General features: G+C 73.8%; 21 protein-coding genes. 16 read left to right on the top strand and 5 right to left on the bottom strand.

Features of this window, described 5'->3' with window-relative positions; translation table 11 throughout:
• Positions 1-26: 26 nt before the first annotated feature.
• The gene (gene cofC, locus ACFP1Z_RS13490) at positions 27-680 is read right to left on the bottom strand and encodes a 2-phospho-L-lactate guanylyltransferase (protein ID WP_390316413.1); all 654 of its coding nucleotides are present in this window, start codon (positions 678-680) and stop codon (positions 27-29) included.
• A 177-nt stretch (positions 681-857) separates the two neighbouring features.
• Between cofC and ACFP1Z_RS13485 the strand changes: the two genes are divergently transcribed.
• From ACFP1Z_RS13485 to ACFP1Z_RS13475, 3 genes are read left to right on the top strand one after another with little or no spacing between them, the layout of a single operon-like run.
• Positions 858-1,625 (top strand): lysophospholipid acyltransferase family protein, encoded by a 768-nt coding sequence (locus tag ACFP1Z_RS13485; RefSeq protein ID WP_390316412.1) that lies wholly within the window; start codon positions 858-860, stop codon positions 1,623-1,625.
• A complete protein-coding gene (locus ACFP1Z_RS13480) occupies positions 1,622-2,623 on the top strand; it encodes an NAD(P)H-dependent glycerol-3-phosphate dehydrogenase (protein ID WP_390316411.1) in 1,002 nt (333 codons plus the stop codon). The genes ACFP1Z_RS13485 and ACFP1Z_RS13480 overlap by 4 nt, the downstream gene beginning before the upstream one ends.
• Positions 2,624-2,655: 32 nt before the next feature.
• Positions 2,656-3,810, top strand: coding sequence for a D-alanine--D-alanine ligase family protein (locus ACFP1Z_RS13475; protein ID WP_390316410.1), 1,155 nt, complete (start codon positions 2,656-2,658; stop codon positions 3,808-3,810).
• 27 nt (positions 3,811-3,837) lie between these two features.
• On the opposite strand, the gene ACFP1Z_RS13470 is transcribed toward ACFP1Z_RS13475, so the two are convergent.
• On the bottom strand, positions 3,838-4,347 hold the full coding sequence (locus tag ACFP1Z_RS13470; protein ID WP_390316409.1) for a DUF3515 domain-containing protein: 510 nt from the start codon (positions 4,345-4,347) through the stop codon (positions 3,838-3,840).
• A 20-nt stretch (positions 4,348-4,367) separates the two neighbouring features.
• Entirely contained in the window at positions 4,368-4,601 is a 234-nt protein-coding gene (locus tag ACFP1Z_RS13465) for an Lrp/AsnC ligand binding domain-containing protein (protein ID WP_390316408.1), read from the bottom strand.
• Positions 4,602-4,739: 138 nt separating this feature from the next.
• Between ACFP1Z_RS13465 and ACFP1Z_RS13460 the strand changes: the two genes are divergently transcribed.
• Both ACFP1Z_RS13460 and thiD read left to right on the top strand, forming a co-directional pair.
• A complete protein-coding gene (locus tag ACFP1Z_RS13460; protein ID WP_390316407.1) occupies positions 4,740-5,705 on the top strand; it encodes a thiamine-phosphate kinase in 966 nt (321 codons plus the stop codon).
• Between the two features lie 52 nt (positions 5,706-5,757).
• Positions 5,758-6,549 carry a bifunctional hydroxymethylpyrimidine kinase/phosphomethylpyrimidine kinase gene (thiD, locus tag ACFP1Z_RS13455; RefSeq protein ID WP_390316405.1) on the top strand — a complete coding sequence of 264 codons (792 nt, stop codon included), beginning with the start codon at positions 5,758-5,760 and terminating at the stop codon, positions 6,547-6,549.
• A 164-nt stretch (positions 6,550-6,713) separates the two neighbouring features.
• On the opposite strand, the gene rpmB is transcribed toward thiD, so the two are convergent.
• Positions 6,714-6,899, bottom strand: a complete 186-nt coding sequence (rpmB, locus tag ACFP1Z_RS13450) for a 50S ribosomal protein L28 (RefSeq protein WP_093662092.1) — start codon at positions 6,897-6,899, stop codon at positions 6,714-6,716.
• Between the two features lie 312 nt (positions 6,900-7,211).
• On the opposite strand from rpmB, the gene ACFP1Z_RS13445 reads away from it, so the two are divergent.
• From ACFP1Z_RS13445 to mutM, 9 genes are all read left to right on the top strand, one after another.
• Entirely contained in the window at positions 7,212-8,876 is a 1,665-nt protein-coding gene (locus ACFP1Z_RS13445) for a DAK2 domain-containing protein (RefSeq protein WP_390316404.1), read from the top strand.
• Between the two features lie 55 nt (positions 8,877-8,931).
• Positions 8,932-11,172, top strand: a complete 2,241-nt coding sequence (recG, locus tag ACFP1Z_RS13440; RefSeq protein ID WP_390316403.1) for an ATP-dependent DNA helicase RecG — start codon at positions 8,932-8,934, stop codon at positions 11,170-11,172.
• A gap of 162 nt (positions 11,173-11,334) precedes the next feature.
• Positions 11,335-11,916, top strand: a complete 582-nt coding sequence (gene rsmD, locus ACFP1Z_RS13435) for a 16S rRNA (guanine(966)-N(2))-methyltransferase RsmD (protein WP_390316402.1) — start codon at positions 11,335-11,337, stop codon at positions 11,914-11,916.
• A gap of 16 nt (positions 11,917-11,932) precedes the next feature.
• Positions 11,933-12,445, top strand: coding sequence for a pantetheine-phosphate adenylyltransferase (coaD, locus tag ACFP1Z_RS13430; RefSeq protein ID WP_390316684.1), 513 nt, complete (start codon positions 11,933-11,935; stop codon positions 12,443-12,445).
• 135 nt (positions 12,446-12,580) lie between these two features.
• Positions 12,581-13,708, top strand: coding sequence for an ATP synthase subunit B family protein (locus ACFP1Z_RS13425; RefSeq protein WP_390316683.1), 1,128 nt, complete (start codon positions 12,581-12,583; stop codon positions 13,706-13,708).
• Positions 13,709-13,919: 211 nt separating this feature from the next.
• Positions 13,920-14,513, top strand: a complete 594-nt coding sequence (locus ACFP1Z_RS13420) for a YceD family protein (protein WP_390316401.1) — start codon at positions 13,920-13,922, stop codon at positions 14,511-14,513.
• A gap of 2 nt (positions 14,514-14,515) precedes the next feature.
• Entirely contained in the window at positions 14,516-14,689 is a 174-nt protein-coding gene (rpmF, locus tag ACFP1Z_RS13415; RefSeq protein WP_099201005.1) for a 50S ribosomal protein L32, read from the top strand.
• Positions 14,690-14,708: 19 nt separating this feature from the next.
• Positions 14,709-15,521, top strand: coding sequence for a ribonuclease III (rnc, locus tag ACFP1Z_RS13410; RefSeq protein ID WP_390316400.1), 813 nt, complete (start codon positions 14,709-14,711; stop codon positions 15,519-15,521).
• Between the two features lie 84 nt (positions 15,522-15,605).
• On the top strand, positions 15,606-16,514 hold the full coding sequence (gene mutM, locus ACFP1Z_RS13405; RefSeq protein WP_390316399.1) for a bifunctional DNA-formamidopyrimidine glycosylase/DNA-(apurinic or apyrimidinic site) lyase: 909 nt from the start codon (positions 15,606-15,608) through the stop codon (positions 16,512-16,514).
• A 41-nt stretch (positions 16,515-16,555) separates the two neighbouring features.
• On the opposite strand, the gene ACFP1Z_RS13400 is transcribed toward mutM, so the two are convergent.
• The gene (locus tag ACFP1Z_RS13400; protein ID WP_390316398.1) at positions 16,556-17,545 is read right to left on the bottom strand and encodes a CAP domain-containing protein; all 990 of its coding nucleotides are present in this window, start codon (positions 17,543-17,545) and stop codon (positions 16,556-16,558) included.
• A 191-nt stretch (positions 17,546-17,736) separates the two neighbouring features.
• On the opposite strand from ACFP1Z_RS13400, the gene ACFP1Z_RS13395 reads away from it, so the two are divergent.
• A complete protein-coding gene (locus ACFP1Z_RS13395) occupies positions 17,737-18,018 on the top strand; it encodes an acylphosphatase (RefSeq protein ID WP_390316397.1) in 282 nt (93 codons plus the stop codon).
• 448 nt (positions 18,019-18,466) lie between these two features.
• Positions 18,467-18,673 (top strand): hypothetical protein, encoded by a 207-nt coding sequence (locus tag ACFP1Z_RS13390; protein WP_171087512.1) that lies wholly within the window; start codon positions 18,467-18,469, stop codon positions 18,671-18,673.
• Positions 18,674-18,723 lie beyond the last annotated feature (50 nt).

Here is an 18,723-nt window from a genome sequence, read left to right as displayed (position 1 = left end):
GGCGGCGGAGGTCCGGCGCGGCCCACTCAGTCGGACCGGGCCGCTCCACAGGCCGGCAGCCCTCTCGCTGCGGCCGCCGTGCGCGGCCCCACCCCCAGCGCCAGGGCCGCCCGCAAATCCGCCTCGCTGTCCACGTCCTGGCGCACGGAATCCACGTCCGCCACAGCGATCTCGCACGCCCCGGACGCCAGATGACGGGCACGGGAACGGCCCTCGAAGGCCGGCTCCAGATCCACCCCGGGAGCCGCCGCCAGCAGCGTCGTCCCGATTCCGGCCGCGTCCGCGAGAAAAGCGCGCGGGAATTCCCCGGCGGCGGCCAGCACCCGCGCCAGTTCCCCCGGACGCAGCGCCGGCAGATCCGCGTTGAGTGTCGCCACCGCCGCCCGCGGCCGGTGCGAGCGCACCCAGCGAGCGCCGTGCGCGAGCGCCGCGTTCAGCCCGCCGCCACCCGCCGGTTCGGGCAGCACCCGCGCCCCGAGCCCCGCCAGTTCCGCCCCCGCCAGGGCGTCGTCCGTGACGACCGCCACATCCCGTACCGCCCCGCAGGAGGCCGCGGCGGCCACCGTGTCCAGCGCGAAGGCCAGCGCGAGCGCGGAGCGGGGGACCGGCCCGAGCCCGTGCGCGAGACGGCTCTTGGCCAGCGCGAGCGGCTTGACGGGCACGACCACGCTCCAGGCCACCACCGCCCCTCGCCCCCTCTCCTCGGCAACGGCCCCATTGTCCGCCGCCGCGACCGCCCGCCGAGCGCGGGGTTACGGTGTTCTCGACAGACCGGGTACCTGGGGCGACACTTGTGCGGCACTTGTGCGGCCCCCGGGTTCAGCACAGCCCCCAGGTCCCAAGAGAAGGGTGTTGGAGTGTCCCGCCACAGAATCGGCTTCTGGTACCGCTTCGCGGCGGTGTTGGCGAAACCGCCGCTCGTGGTTCTCTTCAAGCGGGACTGGCGCGGGACGGAGCACATTCCGGCGGAGGGCGGTTTCATCACCGCCGTCAACCACAACTCCTATCTGGACCCGCTGTCCTACGCGCACTACCAGTACAACACCGGGCGAGTGCCCCGCTTCCTCGCCAAGGCGGCCCTGTTCAAGGGCACGTTCGTCGGCGCCGTGCTGCGCGGCACCGGACAGATCCCCGTCTACCGCGAGTCCTCCGACGCCGCGGCCGCCTTCCGCGCCGCCGTCGCGGCCATCAACAAGGGCGAGTGCGTGGCCTTCTACCCCGAGGGCACCCTCACCCGCGACCCCGACATGTGGCCCATGGAGGGCAAGACCGGCGCCGCCCGCGTCGCCCTGCTCACCCGCGCCCCCGTCATCCCCGTCGCCCAGTGGGGCGCCAACGAGGCCATGCCGCCGTACGCGAAGGACAAAAAGCTGCGGCTCTTCCCCCGCAAGACGCTGCGGGTGCTGGCCGGTCCGCCGGTCGACCTGTCCGCGTACTACGGCAAGGAGCCCACCGCCGAGGTCCTGCGCGCGGCCACCGAGGACATCATGGCCGCCATCACCGCCCTCCTCGCCGAACTCCGCGGGGAGCCCGCCCCCGAGCAGCCGTACAGCCCCAGGAGGGCCCGCGCCGCCGCCCGCCGTGAGGACCGCGGGGACAACCTGCCGCAGGAGGACGCCAAGTGACGCGCTGCGCCGTCTACGGAACCGGCTCCTGGGGAACGGCCTTCGCCATGGTCCTCGCCGACGCCGGCTGCCAAGTGACCATGTGGGGCCGCCGTTCGGCCCTCGTCGACGCCATCAACACCACCCGCGCCAACCCCGACTACCTGCCGGGCGTCGAACTCCCCGACGGCGTACGGGCCACCACCGACCCGGCGCTCGCCGCGCGGGACGCCGAGTTCACCGTACTGGCCGTCCCCTCGCAGACGCTGCGCGGCAATCTCGCCGAGTGGGCGCCCCTGCTGCCCCCCGACACGATCCTCGTCTCCCTGATGAAGGGTGTCGAACTCGGCACCGCCAAGCGGATGAGCGAGGTGATCGAGGAGGTCGCCAAGGTCGGCCCGGAACAGGTCGCCGTGCTCACCGGGCCCAACCTCGCCAAGGAGATCGCCGCCCGGCAGCCCGCCGCCGCCGTGGTCGCCTGCCGCGACGAGCCGGTGGCCCAACGGCTCCAGACGGCCTGCCACACCGCGTACTTCCGCCCGTACACCAACACCGACGTCGTCGGCTGCGAACTCGGCGGCGCCGTCAAGAACGTCATCGCGCTCGCGGTCGGCATCGCCGACGGCATGGGGCTCGGCGACAACGCCAAGGCCTCGCTCATCACCCGGGGACTGGCCGAAACCACCCGGCTGGGACTGGCGATGGGCGCCGACGCGCACACCTTCGCCGGGCTCGCCGGCATGGGCGACCTCGTCGCCACCTGCTCCTCGCCGCTGTCCCGCAACCACACCTTCGGCGCCAACCTCGGCCGCGGCATGACCCTGGAGGAGACCATCGCGGTCACCCGGCAGACCGCCGAAGGCGTCAAGTCCTGTGAATCCGTGCTGGATCTGGCCCGCCGGCACGGCGTCGAGATGCCCATCACCGAGACCGTCGTCGGCATCGTCCACGAGGGCAAGCCGCCGCTCGTGGCCCTCGCGGAGCTGATGTCGCGCAGTGCCAAGCCCGAGCGGCGCTGACCGCCACGGGCACGAGGTAGTCTCGACGCGATATGAGCAGCGAGATCTCCCCCCAGAGCCCGCAGACGGGCCGCAAGCCGCGCGTCGCGGTCGTCTTCGGCGGCCGCAGTTCCGAGCACGCGATCTCCGTCGTCACCGCCGGTGCCGTGCTCCGCGCCATCGACCGCACGAAGTACGACGTGCTGCCGATCGGTATCACCACCGACGGCCGTTGGGCGCTGACCACCGACGACCCCGAGCGGATGGCGATCACCGAGCGCGCCCTGCCCAGCGTCGAGCAGCTCGACCGCTCGCCCGACGGCACCGTCGTGCTCCCCGTCGACCCCTCCGACCGCGAGGTCGTCTACAGCGAGCCCGGAACGGTGCCCAAGGCGCTGGGCGAGGTCGACGTCGTCTTCCCCGTGCTGCACGGCCCGTACGGCGAGGACGGCACCCTCCAGGGCATGCTCGACCTCGCCGGGGTGCCCTACGTCGGCTCCGGGGTGCTCGCCTCGGCCGTCGGCCAGGACAAGGAGTACATGAAGCGGATCTTCCTCTCCTTCGGGCTGCCCGTCGGCCCGTACGAGGTGATCCGCCCCCGCGAGTGGGCCGCCGACCCGGTCGCCGCCCGCCGCAAGATCACCGACTTCGCCGAGCAGCACGGCTGGCCGCTCTTCGTCAAGCCCGCCCGCGCCGGCTCGTCCATGGGCATCACCAAGGTCGCCGACGCCGCCGGTCTGGACGAGGCCATCGCCGAGGCCCAGCGCCACGACCCCAAGATCCTCGTCGAGGCGCTGCTGCGCGGCCGGGAGATCGAGTGCGGCGTGCTGGAGTTCGCCGACGGTCCGCGCGCGAGCGTCCCCGCCGAGATCCCGCCCGTCACCGCCCACGACTTCTACGACTTCGAGGCGAAGTACATCGACTCCGCGTCCGGCATCGTGCCCGCGCCGCTGACCGAGGAGGAGACGCGCCGGGTCCAGGAGCTCGCCGTGCGCGCCTTCGACGCCGCCTCCTGCGAGGGCCTGGTGCGCGCCGACTTCTTCCTCACCGAGGACGGCGAGTTCGTCATCAACGAGATCAACACCATGCCCGGCTTCACGCCCATCTCCATGTACCCGCGCATGTGGCAGGAGAGCGGCGTGAGCTACCCGGAGCTCATCGACCGGCTGGTCGAGGCCGCGCTGCGGCGCCCGACGGGCCTGCGCTAGAGCCCGCGCGGCGTTCTGGGCGGCGTTCTAGAACGCCCCGAAGGGGAGAGCCTTCTTGACGGCGTCGGCGAGGTCGGTGAGCGCACTGATGTCGCCGGCGCCGCCGGTGACCTCCTTCGGCAGGGTCACCTCGACGAAGGCCGCGCGCCACTGGGTCGTACAGCGCACGCTGCCGTCCGGCTGCCGCTCCGGCACCCAGTCCACCCCGTCGATCTCCGCCGCGTCCGTGGTGGGGCTGTAGTGTGCGGAACCGGGCGTGAGGACCTCCGGGCGCGGCACCCCGCAGCGCAGCACGATCGACGGCCCCGAGGCCGGACCCCACACGGCGGTCAGCTCCGAGCCGGTCTCCCGCCGCTCCCGCCCGTCGACGGTCCGCGGCAGCTCCCGCTGCAGGGCCCGGCACAGCCCGGCCTCCCGCGCACCCGGCGTGGGAGGCGCGGGAGCCGCGGCCCGGCCGCGCTCCGTCGCGCAGCCGGCGACGGCGAGCAGCACAACGAGGGCGGACAGCGCGGACGGCCGGCGGAGCGAAGACTTCACCGGCCGAGCATACGGGGGGACTAGATGTGGACGATCGGACAGGTCAGGGTCCGGGTGATGCCCTCCACCTTCTGCACCTTGGCCACCACCATGCGGCCGAGCTCGTCCACGGTCTCCGCCTGGGCGCGCACGATGACGTCGTACGGGCCCGTCACGTCCTCGGCCTGCACCACCCCCGCGATCTTCGCCACGACTTCGGCCACGGTCGACGCCTTGCCGACCTCGGTCTGGATCAGGATGTACGCCTGTACCACGGAACCTCCAGGGCGGCTACGAGGATCATGTGGGGAGAAGAGACGCCACGGTACCGCGTCGCCGTACGGCACGGGGAGACCCGCGCTGCGTGCGCGGCGCGGCGCACGTCACAACGGAATACTCCTAGGAGGAGCTCAGTGAAAGGCACCGTGGGCGAGTTGGGGGAGTTCGGGCTCATCAGAGAGCTCACCTCCCGGCTCACCACCACCCCTGCGGTCCGGCTCGGGCCGGGTGACGACGCCGCGGTGGTCGCCGCCCCCGACCGCAGAGTCGTGGCGAGCACGGACGTGCTGCTGGAAGGACGGCACTTCCGGCGCGACTGGTCCACCGCCTACGACGTCGGCCGCAAGGCGGCCGCCCAGAACCTCGCGGACATCGCCGCCATGGGCGCCGTGCCCACCGCGGTCCTGCTCGGCCTCGTCGTGCCCGCCGAACTCCCCGCCACCTGGCCGACCGAGCTCATGGACGGCATCCGCGACGAGTGCCAGGTCGCCGGCGCGGCCGTGGTCGGCGGCGACGTCGTACGCGGCGAGACCATCACCGTCGCCATCACGGCCCTGGGCGACCTGCGCAACGCCGAACCCGTCACCCGCTCCGGCGCCCGGCCCGGCGACGTCGTCGCCGTCACCGGCTGGCTCGGCTGGTCAGCGGCCGGGCACGCGGTACTGGTGCGCGGCTTCCGCTCACCGCGCGCCTTCGTCGAGGCCCACCGCCGCCCCGAACCGCCCTACCACGCCGGCCCCGCCGCCGCCGCGCTCGGCGCGAGCTCCATGACCGACGTCAGCGACGGGCTGATCGCCGACCTCGGCCATATCGCCGAGGCCAGCAAGGTCCGTATCGACCTGCGCACGGCCGCCATCGACGTGCCCACCCAGATGCACGACATCGGGCAGGCCGTCGGCGTCGACCCCCTGCAGTGGGTGCTCACCGGGGGAGAGGACCACGCGATCGTCGCGACCTTCCCGCCCGACGTGAAGCTCCCGGCGCGCTGGAAGGTCATCGGAGAGGTCCTCAACCCCTCCGCACTGCCACAGGTGACCGTCGACGGCGCCCCCTGGGACAAGGCGGGCGGCTGGGACCACTTCGGGGACGCGGAGGGCTAGCCCCCGGCGGGCGGCCGAGGACGCGGGTGAACGGGTCGGTAGATTCGGCGGCATGCCGATACCACCACGCGTCCTGACCGTCGCCGGATCCGACTCCGGCGGCGGCGCGGGCATCCAGGCCGACCTGAAGACGATGCTCGCCCTCGGCACACACGGCATGAGCGTGCTCACCGCCGTCACCGCCCAGAACTCCCGCGGTGTGCAAGGGGCGTGGGAGCTGCCCGCCGAGGCGGTACGGGCCCAGTTCCGCAGCGTCGTCGACGACATCGGCGTCCAGGCCGTCAAGACCGGCATGCTCGCCTCCGCGGAACTCGTCGCCACCGTCGCCGACCTGCTCACCGGCCTCGGAGCGCCCGTCGTCGTCGACCCCGTCGGCGTCTCCAAGCACGGCGACGCGCTGCTGGCCGGCTCCGCCCTGGACGTCCTGCGCGCGAAACTGCTGCCGCTGGCCACCGTCGCCACCCCCAACCTCGACGAGGTCGCCTCCCTCACCGGCGTCCGCGTCACCGGCGAGGCCGACCTGCGCCGCGCCGCGCACGCCGTGCTCGCCCACGGGCCGCGCTGGGCCCTGATCAAGGGCGGGCACCTGGCGGGCGACGCGGTCGACCTGCTCACCGACGGCACCGAGGAGCACTGGCTGCGGGCCGCACGCCACGACAACCGGCACACGCACGGCACCGGTTGCACCCTCGCCAGCGCGATCGCCGCCGGACTCGCCAAGGGCCGCCAGGTGCCCGCGGCCGTCGCCGAGGCCAAGGACTACGTCACCGGTGCCATCGCCGCCGGCTTCCCGCTCGGCGCCGGCATCGGACCGGTCGACCACGCCTGGCGGCTGCGCGGCTGAGGCACCGCCACGCGCCGTCCCGGGGTGCGCGGGCACGCGGGCACGCGAAAAGCCGGTCCGCCCTGAGGCGGACCGGCTTTCACGCAACCGGAGGGGGCTGCGCCACGACGGAAGCCGTCGGCGCGAGACCGGCTCACCCCCGCTTGCGCGGGGAGGACCACTCGCTAGCGCGAGACCTTGCCGGCCTTGATGCACGAGGTGCAGACGTTGAGCCGCTTCGGCGTCCGACCGACCATCGCACGCACGCGCTGGATGTTGGGGTTCCAGCGACGGGACGTACGGCGGTGCGAGTGCGAAATGTTGTTGCCGAAGCCCGGCCCCTTGCCGCAGACGTCGCAGTTGGCAGCCACGGGTCACTCCAAAGACTTCAGATGCACTTACGGTGAAATCCCGGCAAGGACGGGATCGAAGTCTGAAGTGGATTCGATGACCGGCAGTGCCAGGGGGGATCCGCCTGATTCTCATCAGGCAACCGGAGCAGCATACAACGGCCGCTCCCTGACCACGAAACTATCACGCCCGGTCCGTGGCCCGCCCGGCCGCCGCCGACGCCCCCACCGGCCGTCCCGGCACGCACGGCGGCGGACTACGCTGCCGGTCACTGCCACGCACGCCGATCACCGCCGGGAGCGCGGAACGCCCCGGCCGGGAAGGAGAAGCCGGTGCCCCACCCGCTGGACGCCGACGCGGTACGCACCTGGTGCGCGCTGGCCCTCGACGCCCTGGGCCGGGCCCGCGAGGAGATCGACGCGATCAACGTCTACCCGGTCGCGGACGGCGACACCGGCACCAACCTCTACCTGACCGTCGAGTCCGCGCGCAGCGCCGTCGACGCCGTCTTCGACGCCCACGCCACCACCGGCCCCACCGCCCGCCCCGCCCTCCCCGAGGCCATGCGCGCCATGGCCCACGGCGCCCTGATCGGGGCCCGGGGCAACTCCGGCACGATCCTCGCCCAGCTGCTGCGCGGCATGGCCGAGACCCTCGCCGCCGACGCGGCCGGCACGGCGGGGGAGACCGACGAGGCGGCCGCGCTGCGGCAGGCCCTGCGGCGCGCTGCCGAGTCCGCCTACGAGGGCGTGGCCCGCCCCGTGGAGGGCACCGTGCTCACCGTCGGCGCCGCGGCCGCCGGCGCCGCGGCGGCCGCCGAGGGCGACAGCGCGGCCGTCGCGGGCGCCGCGCACACCGCCGCCCGCGCCGCGCTGGCCGCGACCCCCCGGCAGCTGGAGGCCCTCGGCCGGGCCGGGATCGTCGACCCCGGCGGCCGCGGCCTGGTCGAGGTCCTGGGCGCGCTGGAACGCACCCTGCGCGGCGCCACCGCACCCGCCGCCCCCGCCACGGACGCGGGCACGCGCGCGTGGCAGGCGGCAGGCTGCCGCGCCGACCCCGGCGAGGCAGCCCCCGCAGACGGCGCCCCCGCCTTCGAGGTCATCTACCTGCTGGAGGCGGACGACGACGCCGTGCACCGGCTGCGCGCCCGCCTCGACGCCCTCGGCGACTCCCTCGTCGTCGTCGGCGGCGACGGCCTGTGGAACGTCCACGTGCACGTCGACGACGCCGGCGCCGCCGTCGAGGCCGGCATCGACGCCGGCCGCCCGTACCGCGTCCGCATCACCCACTTCGGCAGCGCCCGCACCACCGCGGCGGCGGCCGCCCGCGAGCCCGTCCAGCGCGCCGTCGTCGCCGTCGTGCCCGGCGAGGGACTGGCCGCCCTGTGCGAGCGGGCCGGCGCCACCGCCGTGACCGTACGCCCCGGCGAACCGCCCGCCAGCGGCGAACTCGCGGGCGCCGTCCGCCGCGCCCACGCACGCGAAGTGGTGCTGCTGCCCAACGACCCCGCACTGCGGCACGCCGCGGCCGCCGCCGCCGAGCAGGCCCGCGGCGAGGGCGTGCGCGTCGCCCTCATCCCCACCCGCTCCCCGGTCCAGGGCATCGCCGCGCTCGCCGTCCACGAGCCCGGCCGCCGCTTCGACGAGGACGTCGTCGCGATGACCGCCGCCGCTGGCGCCACCCGCCACGCCGAACTCGCCGTCGCCGAACGCCGCTCGTGGACCATGGCCGGCGTCTGCCAGGCCGGCGACGTCCTCGGCCTGATCGACGGCGACGTCGCCGTCATCGGCGACGGCCTCGCCGCCACCGCCGAGACCGTGCTCGACCGCATGCTCGCGGCCGGCGGCGAGATGGTCACCCTCGTCCTCGGCGCCGACGTCCCCGACGCGGTCGCCGAGCGGCTGGAGAGACACGTGCGCGGCGGCCACCTCGCCGTCGACACCGTCGTCTACCGGGGCGGACAGCACTCCCCGCCGCTGATCCTCGGCGTGGAGTGAGCACCCGGCGAGGGCATGCGGCCGGGAGTGACGGGCCGCCCGCGATCCCGCCGGGATGTCGGTGCCATGGTGTGCAATAGGTGGCGTGCCCGCGCTCGACGAACCTCTCAAGAAGCTCCTCGGCGGCAACACCGCGAAGGTGATGGCCGAGCACCTCGGCCTGCACACCGCCGGTGACCTGCTGCACCACTACCCGCGGCGGTACGCCGAGCGCGGCGAGCTGACCCGCCTCGCCGACCTGCCGCTCGACGAGCACGTCACCGTCGTCGCCCAGGTCGCCAAGGCCGCCATGAAGACCTTCAACCACGGCAAGGGCGTCCGCCTGGAGGTCGTCGTCACCGACGGCAGCGGCTCGCTGACCCTCGTCTTCTTCGGCCGCAGCGCCTACGCGCGCGAGCGGGAGCTGGTGCCCGGGCGGCGCGGCATGTTCGCCGGCAAGGTCTCCGTCTTCAACCGCGCCCGCCAGCTCCTGCACCCCGACTACGAGCTGCTCGACCGCGACAGCGGCGCGGACGCCGCCGAGTCCTTCGCCGGCCGGCTGCTGCCGATCTACCCCGCCTGCAAGCAGTTCCAGTCCTGGAAGATCAGCAAGGCCGTCGACACCCTCCTCGCCCTCTTCGAGGCCGAGCAGTGGGCCGCCCTCGTCGACCCGCTGCCGCCCGCCCTGCGCGAGGGCCGCGGCCTGGACGAGCTCCCCGACGCCTTCCGCAAGGTCCACCGGCCGCGCACCAAGGCCGACATCGAGGACGCCCGCGCCCGGCTCAAGTGGGACGAGGCGTTCGTCCTCCAGGTCGCCCTCGCCCGCCGCCGGCACGCCGACGGCCAGCTCCCCGCCGTCCCCCGCAAGCCCGGGCCGGGCGGCATCCTCGACTCCTTCGACGCCAAGCTGCCCTTCACCCTCACCGAGGGCCAGCAGGCCGTCTCCGCCGAGATCTTCGCCGACCTCGCCACCGCCCACCCCATGCACCGGCTGCTCCAGGGCGAGGTCGGCTCCGGCAAGACGCTCGTCGCCCTGCGCGCGATGCTCGGCGTCGTCGACGCGGGCGGCCAGGCCGCCATGCTCGCCCCCACCGAGGTCCTCGCCCAGCAGCACCACCGCTCCATCACGGAGATGATGGGCGAGCTCGCCGAGGGCGGCCTCCTCGGCGGCGCCGAGCACGGCACGAAGGTCGTGCTCCTGACCGGCTCCATGGGCGCCCCTGCCCGCCGCCAGGCCCTGCTCGACCTCGTCACCGGCGAGGCCGGCATCGTCATCGGCACCCACGCCCTGATCGAGGACAAGGTGCGCTTCCACGACCTCGGCCTGGTCGTCGTCGACGAACAGCACCGCTTCGGCGTCGAGCAGCGCGACGCCCTGCGCTCGAAGGGCAGACAGCCGCCGCACCTGCTGGTGATGACCGCCACCCCCATCCCGCGCACCGTCGCCATGACCGTCTTCGGCGACCTGGAGACCTCCGTGCTGGACCAGCTCCCGGCCGGCCGCTCCCCGATCGCCTCCCACGTCGTGCCCGCCAAGGACAAACCGCACTTCCTCACGCGCGCCTGGGAGCGGGTGCGCGAGGAGGTGCAGGCCGGCCACCAGGCGTACGTGGTCTGCCCGCGCATCGGCGACGACCTCGACGAGAACAACGGCACCAAGGGCGACAAGGCCCGGCAGCAGGAGGAGGCCGGCGACGAGCGGCGCCCGCCGCTGGCCGTCCTCGACGTCGCCGAACAGCTCGCCAAGGGCCCCCTCGCCGGACTGCGCGTGGAGGTGCTGCACGGCCGGATGCAGCCGGACGCCAAGGACGAGGTCATGCGCCGCTTCGCCGCTGGCGAGACGGACGTCATGGTCGCCACCACCGTCATCGAGGTCGGCGTGAACGTGCCCAACGCCACCGTCATGGTGATCATGGACGCGGACCGGTTCGGCGTCTCGCAGCTGCACCAGCTGCGCGGCCGCGTCGGCCGCGGCTCCGCCCCCGGCCTGTGCCTCCTGGTCAGCGAGGCGCCCGAGGCGAGCCCCGCGCGCGCCCGGCTCGCCGCCGTCGCCGGCACCCTCGACGGCTTCGAGCTCTCCCGCATCGACCTGGAACAGCGGCGCGAGGGCGATGTCCTCGGCCAGGCCCAGTCCGGGGTCCGCTCCAGCCTGCGGATGCTCACCGTCATCGACGACGAGGAGGTCATCGCCGCCGCCCGCGAGGAGGCGGGCGCGATCGTGGCCGCCGACCCGGAGCTCGCCGCCCTCCCCGCCCTGCGCACCGCGCTGGACGCCCTCCTCGACGCCGACCGCGAGCGCTACCTCGACAAGGGCTAGCCGCCCCCGCGCCCCGGCCTGCCCCGTCCGGCAGCCCGCGCGGAGCCCGCCGCGGGGCGACGGCCTAGGCTGAGGGTGCGGTGCCCCGCCCGTACGCGCGCGTACGGGCCGGACGGCGCCGGCCGCACACCCACCCCCGCTCGCGAAGGACCCGAAGACCCCATGACCCGCGTGATCGCCGGCGCCGCCGGCGGGCGCCGCCTGGCCGTGCCGCCGGGCACCGGCACCCGCCCGACCTCCGACCGGGCGCGCGAGGGACTGTTCTCCACCTGGCAGTCGCTGCTCGGCACCCTGCACGGCACCCGCGTCCTCGACCTGTACGGCGGCTCCGGCGCCGTCGGCCTGGAGGCGCTCTCGCGCGGCGCCGAGCACGTCCTGCTCGTCGAGTCCGACGCCCGCGCCCTGCGCACCATCCGCGAGAACGTCCGCGCCATCGGGCTGCCGGGCGCCGAGGTCCGCTCCGGCAGGGCCGAGCAGACCGCCGCCGGTCCGGCCCCCGGGCGCCCCTACGACGTGGTCTTCCTCGACCCCCCCTACGTCGTGGACAACGAGCACCTGTGCGAGATTCTCCTCACACTCCGCTCGGGGGGCTGGCTTGCCGAGGAGGCGCTGGTCACCGTGGAGCGCAGCACACGCAGCGGCGAATTCCCCTGGCCGGAGGGCTTCGAGCCGGTCAGGGCCCGCCGCTACGGCGAGGGGACGCTTTGGTACGGTCGCGCCGCCTCGACGTGCACGGACGAGTAGGGACCGCATGCGCGTCATGAATGGACCGGAGAGCGAGGAACCACTGTTGCGCCGCGCCGTCTGTCCGGGGTCGTTCGACCCCGTCACCAATGGACACCTCGACATCATCGCCCGCGCGTCCAGGCTGTACGACGTCGTGCATGTCGCCGTGATGATCAACAAGTCCAAGCAGGGCCTGTTCACCGTCGACGAGCGCATGGACCTGCTGCGCCAGGTCACCGCCGAGTACGGCAACGTGGAGGTGGAGTCCTTCCACGGTCTCCTGGTCGACTTCTGCAAGCAGCGCGACATCCCCGCGATCGTCAAGGGACTGCGGGCCGTCAGTGACTTCGACTACGAGCTGCAGATGGCCCAGATGAACAACGGGCTCTCCGGTGTCGAGACCCTCTTCGTCCCCACCAACCCCACCTACAGCTTCCTCTCCTCCAGCCTCGTCAAGGAGGTCGCGGCCTGGGGCGGCGACGTCTCGCACCTGGTGCCGCCGGTGGTGCTCCAGGCCCTGGGCGAGCGGCTCCACCGCGACCGGTGACCCTCCGGGGCGGCCGGCGACGGACCGCCCCGGGCTTCACTGACGTTCCGTCATCAGGTGTCGGGCGGGCCCCGGGCGGCCGTACAGTCGTTGCGTCCCGTGTCCATCCGTCAGGAGAGAGTGGCGAGCGCCAAGGTGGACGTCCAGAAGAAGCTCGACGAGATCGTCACGGTCGTCGCCGGTGCCCGGTCCATGCCCATGTCGGCGTCCTGCGTGCTCAACCGCGCGGATCTGCTCGCCATGCTCGAAGAGGTCCGCACGGCGCTGCCCGCCCAACTGGCCAGCGCCCGGGAGCTGATCGGCGACCGGGAACAGGTGGTCGCCGAGGCCCGCGAGGAGGCCGAGCGGATCATCGACGCCGCGCGCGCCCACCGCGGCTCGCTGATCTCCGACACCGAGATCGCCCGCTCCGCCCGGGAGGAGGCCGGGCGCATCCTCGACCAGGCCCGCCGCGAGGCCGCGGAGGTGCGGGCCGAGGCCGACGACTACGTCGACGCCAAGCTCGCCAACTTCGAGGTCGTCCTCACCAAGACCATCGGCTCCGTCGAGCGCGGCCGCGAGAAGCTGCTGGGCCGCGCCGACGGCTCCGCCGGCCACGACGACGGCGAGGAGCTCCCCGAGCCCAGCGCCGACCCGCACACGCAGCGCCAGCGCGCCGACGCCTATGTCGATGCCCGCCTCGGCGCCGTCGCGGCCGTCCTGGGCAGCACCCTGGAGGCCGTCGGACGCGGCCGCCAGAAGCTGGAGGGCGCCCGGCCCATCGACGAACTGGGCGCGCACCTGGCCGCCCAGGACGGCCTGTCCGGCGCCCCCACCAGCGACGCCGACTACCTCGCCGGGCTCGCCGCCCCCCAGCAGCCCGCGCCCACCGCGCCCCAGCAGGCCCCCGAGCCCCCGCAGCAGCCCGGCCACTACCGGCAGGACGAGAGCTACCAGGCCGGTTCCTACGGCTATCAGCAGCAGCCCTACGGACAGCAGGCCGACCCCTACGCGATGCCCCAGGAGCACGGCCTGCAGGGCACCCAGGGCGGCTACCAGCCGCAGCCGGGCTACGACCCCTACGGCTGGCCCGCACCGGCCGCGGACGGCGGCTATGGGGCCGCCGGCGGCTACGCCCCCCAGCAGCCCGCGGCACACCAGACAGGGCAGCAGGCAGGGCAGCAGGAGGCGCAGCAGCCGCCCCGGCAGCTCGACGAGACGAGCCTGTTCGACACCAGCATGATCGACCTGAACACGCTCCGCCGGTACGAGCAGGGCCGCTGACCCGCCCCGGCCCCAGCCGGCCAGGCGGGGCCGGGCCGGTGACGCGGGTGGCCGATTGGGACCACGGCGGCCCGTCCAGTATTCTGGTTCTTCGGTCGCGCGTGCATCCGCGATCAGGGCTGCCCGCGTGCGACAACGACGTCGGGCGGCCGCACCGCAGCGTAGAAAGCAGGAAGCCCTGAACGCCCGTCTTGACCCCCGTTCCCCGCTCGTGTTCGACACACGTGAGCTGGGCCGGCGTCCTGGCGCGCTCAAGCGGCTCTCCCGCTCGATCGAGGCGCCCGCGGATCTCGGTATCGAGGTCATCGGTGTGGCCGAGGGCGCGGCGGTGGAGCTGGAGCTCCGCCTGGAGTCGGTCGTCGAAGGGGTGCTTGTCACAGGCACCGCGCGTGCGCCGCTCACGGGGGAGTGCGTAAGGTGTCTGGAGCCGCTTGAGCGAGAGCTCGAAGTCGGCTTCCAGGAGCTGTTCTCCTACCCCGACGCCGACGACCGGAGCCGCCCCGCGGAATCCGGCGACGACGCCGAGGAAGAGGAGGACACGCTCTTCCTAGAGGGCGACCTGTTCGACCTCGAACCCGTGCTGCGGGATGCGGTGGTGCTCGCACTGCCGTTGCAGCCGGTGTGCCGGGAGGACTGCCCCGGTCTGTGCCCCGATTGCGGGGAACGGCTGGCGGACGACCCGGACCACCACCACGAGACCGTCGACATTCGTTGGGCGGCACTGCAGGGATTCGCCGGATCCGACACGGACGGCGAGATGGACAACGCACCCCGCTCCGGCGGGGATGACTCACAGGAGAAGTAGCCGTGGCTGTTCCGAAGCGGAAGATGTCGCGCAGCAACACGCGCCACCGCCGGTCGCAGTGGAAGGCTGCGGTCCCCACCCTGGTGGCGTGCGAGCGCTGCCACGAGCCGAAGCAGCAGCACATCGCGTGCCCCAGCTGCGGCACCTACAACAAGCGCCAGGTCCTCGCGGTCTGATCGGCGGGTGACAGGCTTCATGTCAGACGCCACCACGCCGAAGAAGGCGCCGCAGGCGGACACGGCCTCGTCCCACACGCTTCTGGAAGGGCGGCTCGGGTACACACTCGAGACCGCCCTTCTGGTGCGTGCGCTGACGCACCGTTCCTACGCCTACGAGAACGGCGGGCTGCCCACCAACGAGCGGCTGGAGTTCCTCGGGGACTCCGTGCTGGGCCTGGTGGTCACCGACACTCTCTACCGGATCCACCCGGACCTGCCCGAGGGCCAGCTGGCCAAGCTGCGGGCCGCGGTGGTCAACTCCCGGGCGCTCGCGGAGGTCGGCCGCGGCCTGGACCTCGGCTCCTTCATCCGGCTCGGCCGCGGTGAGGAGGGCACGGGCGGGCGCAACAAGGCGTCCATCCTCGCCGACACCCTCGAAGCGGTGATCGGCGCGGTCTATCTCGACCAGGGCCTCGACGCGGCCGCCGAGCTGGTGCACCGGCTCTTCGACCCGCTGATCGAGAAGTCCTCCAACCTGGGCGCCGGCCTGGACTGGAAGACCAGCCTCCAGGAGCTCACGGCCACCGAGGGCCTCGGCGTTCCCGAGTACCTGGTCACCGAGACCGGACCCGACCACGAGAAGACCTTCACGGCTGCTGCCCGCGTCGGTGGTGTCGCGTACGGCACCGGCACCGGCCGCAGCAAGAAGGAAGCGGAGCAGCAGGCGGCGGAGGCCGCCTGGCGGGCCATCCACGCGGCGGCCGAGGCACGGGCCGCCGAGGCGAAGGCCGAGTGCGAAGCGCAGGGCACCGGGGCGGACCCCGCCGCCGGCGGCACCCGCGGCGCCTGATCCGAGAACCCCGGCCGGCCCACGGCGCACCCGCGCCGTGGGCCGGCCGTCGGCTGTCCGTCCGCAGGGGAGGGGAAGAGGCACATGCCCGAATTGCCCGAGGTCGAGGTCGTACGGCGCGGCCTGGAGCGCTGGGTCAGCGGCCGTACGGTCGCCGGGGTGGAGGTGCTGCACCCGCGCGCGGTGCGCCGGCACCCGGCCGGGGCGCGGGACTTCGCCGACCGGCTCACCGGGCACCGCCTCGGCCCCGCCCGGCGGCGCGGCAAGTACCTCTGGCTGCCCGTCGGGCATTCCGGGGACACTCCCGGCCAGGCCGTGCTCGCCCACCTGGGGATGAGCGGCCAGCTCCTGGTGCAGCCGCACGGCGCCCCCGACGAGAAGCACCTGCGCGTCCGCGTCCGCTTCACCGACACCGAAGCGCCCGTGAGCGCCGCCGACGAGGCCGCCGGCACCGAGCTGCGCTTCGTCGACCAGCGCACCTTCGGCGGGCTGTCCCTGCACGACTGCGTGCCCGACGACCCCGAGGGCCTGCCCGGCGTCATCGCCCACATCGCCCGCGACCCGCTCGACCCCGCCTTCGACGACGCCGCCTTCCACAGCGCGCTGCGCCACCGCCGCACCACGGTCAAGCGGGCCCTGCTGGACCAGTCGCTGATCAGCGGCGTCGGCAACATCTACGCCGACGAGGCGCTGTGGCGCACCCGGCTGCACTACGAGCGCCCCACCGCGACCCTCACCCGCCCGCGCACGGCCGAACTCCTCACCCACGTCCGCGAGGTGATGCGCGAGGCCCTCGCCGTCGGCGGCACCAGCTTCGACTCCCTCTATGTCGACGTGAACGGCGAATCCGGCTATTTCGACAGGTCGTTGGACGCCTACGGGCGCGAGGACGAGCCCTGCCGCCGCTGCGGCACCGCCATCCGCCGCCGCCCGTGGATGAACCGGTCCAGCTACTTCTGCCCGCGCTGCCAGCGCCCTCCGCGCCCGGCCTGAGGGCCGGGGCGCGGGGCGCGGCTCACAGCGGCTCATCGTGGCTAATAGCCGAAGTCCTGGGTCCACCAAGGGCCGTTGGGGCCGGGGCTGACCCCGACGCCCAGGGTGCGGTAGTCGCAGTTGAGGATGTTCGCGCGGTGCCCGGCGCTGCGCATCCAGGCGTCCATGACCGCCTGCGCGTCCGGGTGGCCGCGGGCGATGTTCTCCCCGCCGAGGTTCCTGACGCCGCGCACGGAGGCCCGGTCCCAGGGGGTGCGGCCCTCGGGGTCGGTGTGCGAGAAGAAGCCCCGGCGGGCCATGTCGTCGCTGAACGCCTGGGCGAGGCCGGACAGTTGGGCCGTGGCCACGAGCGGACGGCAGCCCACCCGTGCCCGTTCCTCGTTGACCAGCGCCAGCACCTGACGGGCGGCGGAGGGGCGCTCGGCCCGGTGCTGCGGAGCCTCGCCGGAGGCGCGGTCGGCGACCGGGGCCAGGTGCGCCACGGTGCCCGCGCCGGGCCCGGCGGGCCCGCGGGCCTGGGGCGGGGCCGCGCCGGGGGCGCCGCCCTGGGCCGGGGCGACGTCGGGGGCGGGCGGGGAAGGGGCCGGGACGGCCCCGGCCGGTGGCGCGGGGGCGGGGTGCGCCGAGGGGGCGGGAGGGGCGGCCGGGGGGAGCGGTGCGCGCTCGTCGCGGCGGCTGAGGTGGGACTGCCCGCGGTCCGGCGCGGGGGCCTCGGGCCGGGTGCGCGGCGCCGGTGCCTCGTCCGCCCGTACCTGGCCGCCCGGGCCGCCCCCGAGCTGCACGCTGTCGCCGCCGGAGAACAGCCCCGAGGCCATCGCGACCACGCCCATCGCCATCGCGGCGGACGCCCCCAGCAGGCCGGTCCGCGCGGGCGTCCGCCGGCCCGGCAGGCGGCCCCGGCCGCCCCGGCGCCCGCCGCGGTGCCGTCCGGCGGCGGTCCCGCCGTCCTGCTCGGACGGCGGACCGGTGCGCGGGGGGCCGCTCGCGGCGGTGCCGCTCGTCAGGGGGATCCCGGTGCTCGGGGGAGTCACCGACGGGAGACCCGGGGTCCGGTGGGCGGAGCGTCGATGGCGGCCCATCCGCTGCCTTCCTTGGCTGCTCGGCGTCGATCGTGCGTCACTCGTACGGGGAGACCACGAGGGAGAGCTGTGCGCGGCGACTGTAGGGCAATAAGCGCGGGGCCGAAGTGCTGCGTCTGCAATTGGCCGGTTAGCGTGCAGACATGAACGAGAATGTCCGTCTGACGGCGTGGGTCCGTGGTCGTGTGCAAGGTGTCGGCTTCCGTTGGTTCGCACGGGAGAATGCGCTGCGGATCGGAGGGCTCACCGGATTCGCCTCGAATCTCGCCGACGGCCGCGTCCAGGTGGTCGCCGAAGGAACCCGGGAAGGCTGCGAACGATTGCTCGACTGGTTGCGTACCGGCGACACGCCGGGCCGCGTCGAGGGTGTCACGGAGATCTGGGGCGAGCCGCGCGGCGGCTACGGCGGCTTCGAGATCCGTTGAGGAGTCCCCTGCCGGGCGGGGGAGCGGGGGCGGGACGGGAGCGGAAAAGGATATTCCGCGCGGGGGAAGTGAAGCGCCGGAACCCAAGGGGCGACAGGGAAGCGGCGGCCTTGCTCGATATGTCATTGGCATATGCAAAAGGCAGCAATTCCCTGATGGTTGCCAAGACGGCCGAGCCGTGGAAGGCTGCCAGTCAACGGATGATCTCCACGCCCCCCGGGCCCGGGTGACAAAGAGCCGCGGATTCCCCGCCGCGCCCCCGGCGACGCCCGTGGATACAGGGTGTGATCGTGTTGACCGTCAAACTTTTTGGTGAGACTCTGGAAGCCCCGCGCACCTTAGCTGTTTGGCATTGAGCACCGCAGTAGCGATGGCAGACACCGCGGGTGCGAATCCCTCACGACCCACACCGCTTCGGTCGGTCACTCAGTGTGGAGGACCATCCATCATGGCAAAGGCGCTTCTCGGTTACGTCGGCGGCTCCGACCCCCGAGTCCTCGCCGAGATGCGACGGCTTCAGCAGCGCGTCCAGGACCTGGAATCCGAGCTCATCCGGATGCAGGCCGAGAACGACGCGCTGACTGCCGCCGCTCACCACGGCGACTCGCTGCTCGACAGCATCGACGTATCCAAGGCGGAGCCTGCGCTCGCCTGACCGCACGCCCTGCCCCCGAGGGCCGGTCGGGCCGCACTGTCAACCGCTTG

It is taken from the genome of Streptomyces gamaensis, assembly GCF_042656465.1.
GTDB lineage: Bacteria > Actinomycetota > Actinomycetes > Streptomycetales > Streptomycetaceae > Streptomyces > Streptomyces gamaensis.
This window is presented reverse-complemented; position numbering and strand designations above follow the sequence as displayed.

Coding starts and splice junctions, on each gene's coding strand:
- ACFP1Z_RS13475 (WP_390316410.1), top strand. CDS start 2,656: ATGAGCAGCGAGATCTCCCCCCAGAGCCCGCAGACGGGCCGCAAGCCG.
- thiD (WP_390316405.1), top strand. CDS start 5,758: ATGCCGATACCACCACGCGTCCTGACCGTCGCCGGATCCGACTCCGGC.
- recG (WP_390316403.1), top strand. CDS start 8,932: ATGTCGGTGCCATGGTGTGCAATAGGTGGCGTGCCCGCGCTCGACGAA.
- rsmD (WP_390316402.1), top strand. CDS start 11,335: ATGACCCGCGTGATCGCCGGCGCCGCCGGCGGGCGCCGCCTGGCCGTG.
- coaD (WP_390316684.1), top strand. CDS start 11,933: ATGAATGGACCGGAGAGCGAGGAACCACTGTTGCGCCGCGCCGTCTGT.
- rnc (WP_390316400.1), top strand. CDS start 14,709: ATGTCAGACGCCACCACGCCGAAGAAGGCGCCGCAGGCGGACACGGCC.
- mutM (WP_390316399.1), top strand. CDS start 15,606: ATGCCCGAATTGCCCGAGGTCGAGGTCGTACGGCGCGGCCTGGAGCGC.
- ACFP1Z_RS13395 (WP_390316397.1), top strand. CDS start 17,737: ATGAACGAGAATGTCCGTCTGACGGCGTGGGTCCGTGGTCGTGTGCAA.
- ACFP1Z_RS13390 (WP_171087512.1), top strand. CDS start 18,467: ATGGCAAAGGCGCTTCTCGGTTACGTCGGCGGCTCCGACCCCCGAGTC.